The following is an 8,908-nucleotide window of genomic DNA, read 5'->3' on the forward strand; positions in this document are numbered from 1 at the left end:
CTTTGACGGTCGCCATTGTTTGAATCGCAAGGTCACTATAAAGAACTGACGCGCCGGGTTTGCCGCTCAACTCCTCGACCACCCACTGCCCCAGCACAGATTCTTCGATCCAGAAGGTGAGGCTTCCCCTAGCCTTCAATCCAGCGTTATACTCTGACCAGTTGCGGATGCGGTATTGAGGTTTCATGGCAGGTTTTATATGTGATAACTGAAATTTACCATGCCTCTCCTGCCCGCAACCCCTCTTTCATGCAACAACGCCGTTTTGAGTTAGTAATGAAGTTGGTCGTACCGAAAAAGGGAGTTAGGCGACGGGTTGAGCCAGGTAGGCTTCAAAGCGCGATCGCACTTGAGCGATGGAGAGTCCCTGACTCCAGTACTCCACCAGGGCATGACCAAACGCCCAAGCGTTGCGATCGGGGGCGGCGGCATTATCGAGCAGCAGCGGCCAGAGGGCTAGGAGATCAAAGCTTGGCGGTTTAGTCGTGGACTCACTGAGCAAGGTGTAGAGGTCGTAGGCCATTTGCAGTTTGCCAATCACAACGGGAAGCTGCTCCACGGGGATCTGTTCCGCGAGGAGGTAGGCCAGGGTGGGGGTTCCGGTGGTCAGGGTGGCGATGAATTGCAGCACCGGACTTTTGAGGAAGGTGGCAAGTCCCTGGGTGGTCGCCATCTGGAAGGTGTAATGGTCGATGATTTTGGCAGCAGCAGCAGCGCGTGCCTCTCGGTTGCGGAGGAAACGGGCGAGGCGCAGTTGCTTAGTGGGAGCGATCGCCTCTACCAGCGACAGGGAGAGAATATCGTCGCTCCAGCTTGCGCGACCGGATTTGGCATCGGCAGTGACCAAGGGCAAAATGCGATCGCTCCAGTGCCCCAACTGCTCTGAGCGGTACTCGACGGCCTCCCGGATCGCGATTTCCTTGGGTCGTGTCCCAAACGCCCAGTCGTAGGGGGGCTGCCATTCTCGAATCGGGCGCAGGCGATCCACCTGAGTCACCACGGTAATGATGGGCAAATCCGCCACACTGGACTTCAGGTCGGTGAGAAAATCTGCATCCATTTGCAGGGCTGAATCAAGTGCCGGAGTGAGGAGGAGTACCAAGTCCACCTCGTTGGCGTAGTCCAACACCTCCTCGCGGAAATCGGATCGCAAAATTTGCTCGTATCCGGGCGTATCCCACAGGGTCAGCGTATCGCCGGACTGACTCTGCCAGTGATAGCTTTTGATCCGATCGGTGCTGGGCAGAACATCCACCTCTGCCGTTTCGGCTTGGAAGAGGGTATTGATGACGCTGCTCTTTCCTGCTCCGGTGCGCCCCACCAGCAGGAGATTGACGGGCGTTTGCTCCAGCTTTTCCTCTGGTTCGGCCTTCTCCAAAATCTCCTGGAGCGTTTTGGTTTTCGCAGGGGCGATCGCCTTCGGTGAGGCTAGTTCTGGCAGTTTAGCTTGACCACTGTAGAGGGCGATCGCTTGCTGACACAGATTTCGCAACAAGGCTTCCCGCAGCATTTGCCCCAAGTTGACCAGGAGTTGCTGGGTGGCGCGATCGCTCGATTTCTGGCTGACCTGCCGTGCCACTGCCGCCGCCGGATTCACGACCCACTGCGCCCAGTTCCACAGTTGCCATAACTTGCGGGCGGAGGGTTCTAAGGACTGGTACACCTCAAAGGCTTGGTAGGCTTGCCCGACGGTGAGCTGGCTCAGCACAGGCGACAGCTTTTGCATCCACTGATCCATATCGTCCACGGTGCCGCGAATCAGCGTGTAGGCATCGGGAATGTAGATGTTGAGGAGGGGATATTTGACTTCGGGATGGTAAACATGGGCGATCGCCGCCACCAGTTCTTTGCAGCGAGTCCAGAAAAGGGCAGGATCATCCCAGACGGGCAGATCAGACTTGGCTGCGTCTAGTACGGTCTGGAGGGCAGCTTCGGCTTCGCGGGTGAGCGCACTGGGAGACTTGGAGGACGGTATTAGGGATGCCTCTAGATCCTCTTGAACATCGGCCATCAGGGCGTTGATTTGCTGGTTCAACGGCTGTGTCCACTTCACCAACAGCCAACGCCAGCCCACCAAAACCAGGGTAAATACTGCCCAAATCCAGCTCAAGCCTAAATCGTGTAGCTTCATCCCTGCGGCAGTGATTACAATCAGGGCGATCGCAATCATCGGAAATCCCAACACGCCCCACTGCCACAGCTTTAGTCGTCCCATATCGGTGACCGTTGAAACCTTGCTTCCAGGATAGGAAAACAAAGGACAGGCGAAAAACACAGAAAACCGAACGAATGAGGTTGAAACTACGGTGTCTGCTGCCTATCCGTCATCAGATTCCCCGTCGCCTTGGGTTTGGAATTCTTTAAGGTTTGCCAGATTTTTAGATCGAGGTAATACCTTACCAAGAACACGATAGCGGCACCGATGCCACCAACAATCATGACCGCAGCCAAGAGCAGAATCCACCTGTTTGGGCTTTGCCAAGTTCTCACAATATTTTGTGTACATGCAGCTCCCCATTAGCCGCGAACTTATAACAAGCTAGCAGCAAAAGGGAGGAGATTTTAGAACACGTTAGGGCGATCGCCCCTCCCTAAACTCGACCACTAAAATTGATAGGGTTCAGGAGTGCTGCTATTACTCGGCGGGACGTAGCCGTTGACTTCGGGGGTGTAGGTTCCAAACAGAGTGCCATCTACGTTAAACACATCAATTTTGACTTGCGATCGCCGTCCAATGTCCGCCACCGATCGCAGCAAATCATTAAACGGTTCTGAAATAGGCTGACTGGTTCCGGGCAAGGGGAAAGAGCCTGCCCCCACCGATGGCTGCACCACTCGCACCTGAAGGCGATCGCTCAACGCGGCAAACGTACATATCCCGGTGTTGCACAAAGTCCTGATTTGCTCCTCTGCGTCTTGACGAGCAACGACAATCTGGAGCTTGTCTTCTGCAATCTCCAAGGAACGACTGTAGCTCTCTATCAGCGGCTGGGCTTGGTCGTAGTAGGTAGTCTCCTTGGGAACCTGCTGAGCCTGGTTCAGGGCATCGCGCCAACTGGCAACCGCCTGCGACCACTGCTGCGAATCCTCGTAGCTCGCGGCCTGATCCGCTGAGTTCAGCGATTGTTGATAGGCCGATTGGGCAATAGTTTCTTGCTGGAGGCGATCGCGGGTACCCGACAGCTTTTGCTGATAAATGTCCAACAGTTGCTGTGCTTCGGCATGGCTCATGGTGTTCGCGGGAACCTGCTGCAACAGGGCGATCGCCGCTTGCCAGGTACTCTGGGTCTGTTGCCATTCTTGGAGTGAGGTCGCTCCCTGCTGTCGTGCCTCCGCCACCGTTGCCGCTTCCCGTGCCGACTGAATTTTTGACTGGGCAGCGCGTTCCGTTTCAATGCGGCCATCGATCGCCTTCAGGTTGGTTTCATACTCCTGCAATTTCTGTTGAGCCAGGGGGTAAATCGTACTCTCCGGTGGCACATCCCGGAGGAGGTCGATCGCCCCTTGCCATAGCACCCGCACCTCGCGCCACACATCAACCGGGTGGGGCGGATCTTGGCTTTTGACGGCTGCGGTGTAGGCTTGCCGCTGGGCTTGCACCACGTTATTCAAAATGCTCATGCGCTGCTCATAGGTGCTGAGGAGGCGCTGCGCCTGGGCATAGGAACCCGACCACGGTGGGATTTGCTGCAAGAGGTAGCTGGCATCTGCCCACTGATCGTAGGCATCAACCACATCCTGAGCGGATTGGGGAGCCTGAATCAAAGCCGTGGCTTGGGCATCCAGGGCTTGCGCCTCGGTCAGATTTTGGCACTCGCCAAGGACGCAGGGACGGGTCAAGGCGTAGATTCCCCCAACTATCGCGACCAATCCGGCAATACCACCCAAAACCCAGCGTTTACGGATGTGGGATGGCGGTGTGGAGTCTAAGGCGGGCGGTGAGGTTGCCACCAGTTCGCGAGCCGCCACCTCAGACGGAGCGATCGCCCTTCCTTCCGCACTGGCGCGATCGCCCACAGGCACGATGGCGGCGGGAGGGAAGACGGGAACCTCAGCCTCTGACGGCACCCCATCCTCCGATTCATCAAAAAATTTATCCAACCGCTGATCTGCCCCATCCTCAAGCTCTGGAGGGGCGATCGCGTCTGCGGCTTCCGAACGTTCGAATTCAGCAAAAATATCTAGGACAACGTCGGTCTCAGCAGGCGGGATCTCCTCGCTAGTGTCCAAATTGGCGTCGGTTGCGGGGGGGATGTCTACGGGTATTGGATCAGTCTCAAGCCTAGGGGCGATCGCCGGAAGGTCTGAAGAATCCGGCTCCGGCAACGGCTGCCATTCGGTCGCGTTGAAGGCATCGAGCACATCCCGATCCAACTGATCAGAATCCAGCTCAAACGATGAACCTAAATCCTCGTCAAAGTCCTCATCCGGCTCATTGAATCGGGGTACGTCATCTCGGCTAGGGGCGATCGCCTCTGTCTGCTCCCCTTGATCAACATCAGAGCCGAAATCTAAGTTCTCTGTAGAGCCAATGTCAGAGATCGCATCCGTGGGGAATTCATCCGCTAAGGTCGCATCCGTAGTCAAATCACTGCCTAATGTCGTATCCGTAAGGGACTCATCCGGATTCAGAGCGGATGTAGCGAGGACAGGTTCTGGGAAGCGATCAACGTCAGGCGAACGATTGACAGGAATCTCAACCCCCTCCCTATCGCCCTCGTCTACTAATGGAGGTGTTTCTAGATCGGGCGATCGCTCCTCCCCTAATCCAGACCCGATCGAAGGTTCTGCCAATGCCTCTGGGACTGTCGGCACCGGAACCAGGGGCGGAATCGGCAAATGGGGGAACGATCGCCGATCGGGATGCAGATCAAAAACGCCAGACGCATAGACTTGGTTACTGCCCGTCACCCGCAGAAACAGCTCCATTTGCGGATTTTCGTTTTCCGCTAACCAGCGATGGCTCGAAGCGGGGGGATGGTTTTCTAGCGTGGTTTGGAGAACGCGCGCAATGGCCTGTTCATCGGGCATTTCGCGGGATGAATGCTGCACCAGCACCAGCAGCTTATGGCTCATCTGCATGCAAAACACCTGGATCGGGGCAGACTGCGGAAAGTGCGATCGCAGCAAGGTCTGCAAATCCAGCGATAAATCCCGAAGATTATGAAGTTGAGAATCAAGAGCCATTTGCGCGTGCTGCCACAGACAGATCGGGGGTCAAGTGATTAGAATTGCAAGTGAGCTACACTTCACCAGACGGATAAGGTGCGCGCCTTTCAACACCAATGCATATTTTAATCGTTGAGGATGAGCCCGAAATTAGCCAGTTGATCCAGCTCTATCTTGAAAAAGAAGGCTTTAATTGCCGCGCCTGTCGGGATGGAGAAACAGCCCTCCAAGTTTTTCAGGAAATCCAGCCGGATTTAATCGTCCTCGATCTCATGCTGCCCAAGCTCGATGGCCTAGAGGTTTGTGCCCGCATCCGCCAAAAGCCAGGAGCAAAAGACCCCTACATCTTAATGCTGACGGCTCGCGGCGAAGAAATGGATCGGATTATTGGCCTCTCCACCGGAGCCGATGATTACCTGATCAAGCCCTTTAGCCCGCGTGAACTGGTGGCACGGGTGCGGGCATTGCTGCGGCGTACCCTGCGCCAAGGGGGGCAAACGCCTGTGTATCAAACGCCTCACTTTTCGGTGGATGTCGATCAGCGCACCGCCCAACGTCAACTCGATGACCAAGATCCAGAGGTGCTGGACTTGACCACCCTAGAGTTTGACCTCCTCAGCATGTTCGTCAACTATCCAGGTCGGGTCTGGAATCGGTCGCAAATTATTGAAAAACTGTGGGGCAACGACTTTTACGGGGATGAACGGGTTGTGGATACCCACATTGCCCGTCTCCGCAAAAAGATTGAGCCCGATCCGGCCCATCCCAGCTTTGTCAAAACCGTGATCGGGGTGGGCTATAAGTTTGAAGATGGCCAATCATTGGGATGAACCTGTGGCAAAAGTAGGACTACAATCTCGCCTGTTCATATCCCACATTGCCGTGATGGTGGTGGGACTGATCACCCTCATTGTCATCGGCAAAATTTCCTCACCCCGCTTTTTTGTGCTGTACCTCCAGCGGATTGAGCATCAAGCGGTGGGCGGGTACACTATTCGCCAGGTGCGGGGAGAACTGGTTCAAAGTTTTGAGTATGCTTGGGTGCGGGGAGCCCTGTGGTCCGTCGTTCTGGGAGCTTCGGGAGCGGCAGCGATGAGCTACTGGTCGTCCAAACGGATCATGAAACCGCTGGAAAAACTGGAAGACGTCACCCAACGGTTTGCGGCTGGCGAGATGGATGCGCGGGTTCCGCCGAGCGAAATTTGGGAACTGGATCGGCTGGCCTCCAGCTTTAACCGGATGGCGCGTGAACTGGAAAACGTAGAGCAGCGGCGGCGAGACCTAGTCAGTGACCTCACCCACGAACTCCGCACCCCCTTGACAGTGGTCGAAGGTTACTTGGAAGGACTGGCCGACGGTACGATTGACGCGAACGGTGAAGTTTATGGACGATTAGTGCGGGAAACCAACCGCATGCGGCGTTTAGTCGATGACCTGCAAGAACTCTCAAAGCTGGAAGCCGGGTATTTACCGATTGAGGCGCGATCGCTCGACCTCTACCCCTTGCTGTCCAATATCGTGAAGCGCTTTTCCGATCAGCTCATTGCCGAAAATAGTCCGGTTTTGACCCTAGACTATCCACCCACCACGCCAAAGGTGTTTGCCGATCCAGAGCGGGTTGAGCAAATTATGGTGAACTTGGTAGGAAACGCATTGCGCTACACGCCTGCAGGTTCGATTACGGTTCGAGTTATGTCTACCCCCAGCGAAGTCTGGATTGCGGTCATTGATACGGGACAGGGGATTGCACCAGAGGATTTGCCCCATGTGTTTGAGCGCTTTTGGCGAGCAGATCGATCGCGCGATCGCGCCTCTGGGGGTACGGGGATTGGTCTTGCCATTTCTCAACGGTTGGTGGAGCTGCAGAGGGGAACCATCGAAGTGGCAAGCGAGGTGGGGTGCGGTACAACGTTCCGATTTTCCTTGCCTGTGGCCTAGGGTGGAATGGTGATGACGCCATTGGTTGCCGCATTGAGAAAACTCTGCGATCGCAATTCCCATTAACCAGAGGCACGGATCGTCAAATAAAAGAAAAACTTATAACTTGCATTTGACATTGCATTTCAAATCCAGGCTGGCAAGCGCAAAAATCTATCCATTCTAGGATAGATTTAAATACATAAAGATTCGAGTCTTGATAGATATGGGTCTATTGAAGGTGGTGCGGGACAGCCACACTTTCCGGCCCTGTTCAAAGAGCGGCCATCTCTGAAAACCCTATCGATGGGGTTTTGCGTAGCGCCTGCGATGAGAGGTGACACGCTTCACCCTTACTCTTTAAAGCCACATATCACAGTAATTACCCCTCGTTAGAAGAGGCGGAAGGAGGTATTCGTGGATTTCCTGTTCAATTTTCTGATGGACTTCGTTAAGCAGTTGCAGTCCCCAACACTCAGCTTTCTGATTGGCGGCATGGTGATTGCCGCTCTCGGTAGCCAACTGCAAATTCCAGAGTCGATTTGTAAGATCATCGTTTTCATGCTGCTGGCCAAAATCGGTCTGAACGGTGGTATTGCGATCCGCAATTCCAACCTAACGGAGATGATTTTACCCGCACTATTTTACCCGCACTATTTTCTGTATTAATAGGGATTCTTGTTGTATTCATCGCGCGCTATACATTGGCCAAGATGCCGAAGGTCAAAACCGTGGATGCGATCGCGACCGGGGGGTTGTTTGGTGCTGTGAGTGGCTCTACCATGGCCGCCGCCCTGACGCTCCTGGAAGAGCAAAACTTCCAATACGAAGCATGGGCTGGCGCACTCTATCCCTTCATGGATATCCCAGCGCTCGTAACGGCAATTGTGGTGGCTAACATCTATATCAACAAGAAGAAGAGTGTAGCTACTTACACCAGCATGGAGGAGGCTTTCAGCAAGCAGCCCGTTGCGGCAGGCGATTATCCCAGCAGTCGTCAGGAGTATCGCAGCATGCAGCAGAGCCCTACGAATAATCGGGTTAAGATATGGCCGATTATTGAAGAAAGTCTCCAGGGGCCTGCCCTATCGGCCATGTTGCTCGGCGTTGCCATTGGCCTGTTCGCCCGGCCGGAAAGTGTCTTTGAAAGCTTCTACGAGCCTCTGTTCCGCGGTCTGCTTTCGATCCTGATGCTGGTCATGGGTATGGAAGCGTGGTCAAGGATTGGCGAACTGCGCAAGGTGGCTCAGTGGTACGTTGTATATAGTGTGGTGGCCCCTATAGTGCATGGGTTCATTGCCTTCGGTCTCGGCATGGTTGCCCACTACGCAACAGGATTCAGCCTGGGCGGTGTCGTAGTTCTCGCCGTCATCGCTGCATCGAGTTCAGACATTTCAGACCCACCTACGTTGCGAGCTGGTATCCCGTCGGCCAATCCCTCCGCCTACATCGGTGCCTCCACCGCCATCGGTACACCCATTGCGATCGGCTTGTGTATACCGCTCTTTCTTGGGCTTGCCCAGGCCATAGGTGGCGGCTAATCCCAAGCCGGGGGCAGTCTGTCGTGCTTCCCTTGGCTCGGCGGGCTAAGCAGATCAACATATTAAGATCAATTACGTAGCGAAGGAGGTACAACATGGCCAAGCCAGCTAAAAAGCTTGTCATTGTCACAGAAAAGATTCTGCTGAAAAAGATCGCTAATATTATCGATGGATCCGGAGCAACGGGTTACACGGTGGTGGAGACTGGCGGTAAAGGGAGTCGCAACGTGCGCTCGTCGGGACAACCTAATGTTTCTGACACGACGGCAAATATCAAGTTC

General features: G+C 54.8%; 6 protein-coding genes and 1 pseudogene. 4 read left to right on the top strand and 3 right to left on the bottom strand.

Going from position 1 to position 8,908, the window contains the following annotated elements:
* From IGR76_03190 to IGR76_03200, 3 genes are all read right to left on the bottom strand, one after another.
* Positions 1-187 (bottom strand): transposase (locus IGR76_03190; protein ID MBF2077535.1); only part of this gene is annotated, 187 nt, incomplete at its 3' end.
* 117 nt (positions 188-304) lie between these two features.
* The gene (locus tag IGR76_03195) at positions 305-2,215 is read right to left on the bottom strand and encodes a 50S ribosome-binding GTPase (GenBank protein MBF2077536.1); all 1,911 of its coding nucleotides are present in this window, start codon (positions 2,213-2,215) and stop codon (positions 305-307) included.
* A 389-nt stretch (positions 2,216-2,604) separates the two neighbouring features.
* Entirely contained in the window at positions 2,605-5,187 is a 2,583-nt protein-coding gene (locus tag IGR76_03200; protein ID MBF2077537.1) for a hypothetical protein, read from the bottom strand.
* A gap of 98 nt (positions 5,188-5,285) precedes the next feature.
* On the opposite strand from IGR76_03200, the gene IGR76_03205 reads away from it, so the two are divergent.
* The 4 genes and pseudogenes from IGR76_03205 to IGR76_03220 all read left to right on the top strand — a co-directional run.
* Complete coding sequence (locus tag IGR76_03205; protein MBF2077538.1) at positions 5,286-5,999, top strand: response regulator transcription factor; 714 nt, start codon at positions 5,286-5,288, stop codon at positions 5,997-5,999.
* On the top strand, positions 5,980-7,107 hold the full coding sequence (locus IGR76_03210; GenBank protein ID MBF2077539.1) for a HAMP domain-containing histidine kinase: 1,128 nt from the start codon (positions 5,980-5,982) through the stop codon (positions 7,105-7,107). Before IGR76_03205 ends, IGR76_03210 begins: the two co-directional genes overlap by 20 nt.
* A gap of 396 nt (positions 7,108-7,503) precedes the next feature.
* Positions 7,504-8,627 (top strand): annotated as a pseudogene (locus IGR76_03215) (sodium-dependent bicarbonate transport family permease).
* A gap of 95 nt (positions 8,628-8,722) precedes the next feature.
* Positions 8,723-8,908 (top strand): hypothetical protein (locus IGR76_03220; protein ID MBF2077540.1); only part of this gene is annotated, 186 nt, incomplete at its 3' end.

The sequence above is a fragment of the Synechococcales cyanobacterium T60_A2020_003 genome, from assembly GCA_015272205.1.
Lineage (GTDB): Bacteria > Cyanobacteriota > Cyanobacteriia > RECH01 > RECH01 > JACYMB01.

Coding starts and splice junctions, on each gene's coding strand:
- IGR76_03195 (MBF2077536.1), bottom strand. CDS start 2,215: ATGGGACGACTAAAGCTGTGGCAGTGGGGCGTGTTGGGATTTCCGATG.
- IGR76_03205 (MBF2077538.1), top strand. CDS start 5,286: ATGCATATTTTAATCGTTGAGGATGAGCCCGAAATTAGCCAGTTGATC.
- IGR76_03210 (MBF2077539.1), top strand. CDS start 5,980: ATGGCCAATCATTGGGATGAACCTGTGGCAAAAGTAGGACTACAATCT.
- IGR76_03200 (MBF2077537.1), bottom strand. CDS start 5,187: ATGGCTCTTGATTCTCAACTTCATAATCTTCGGGATTTATCGCTGGAT.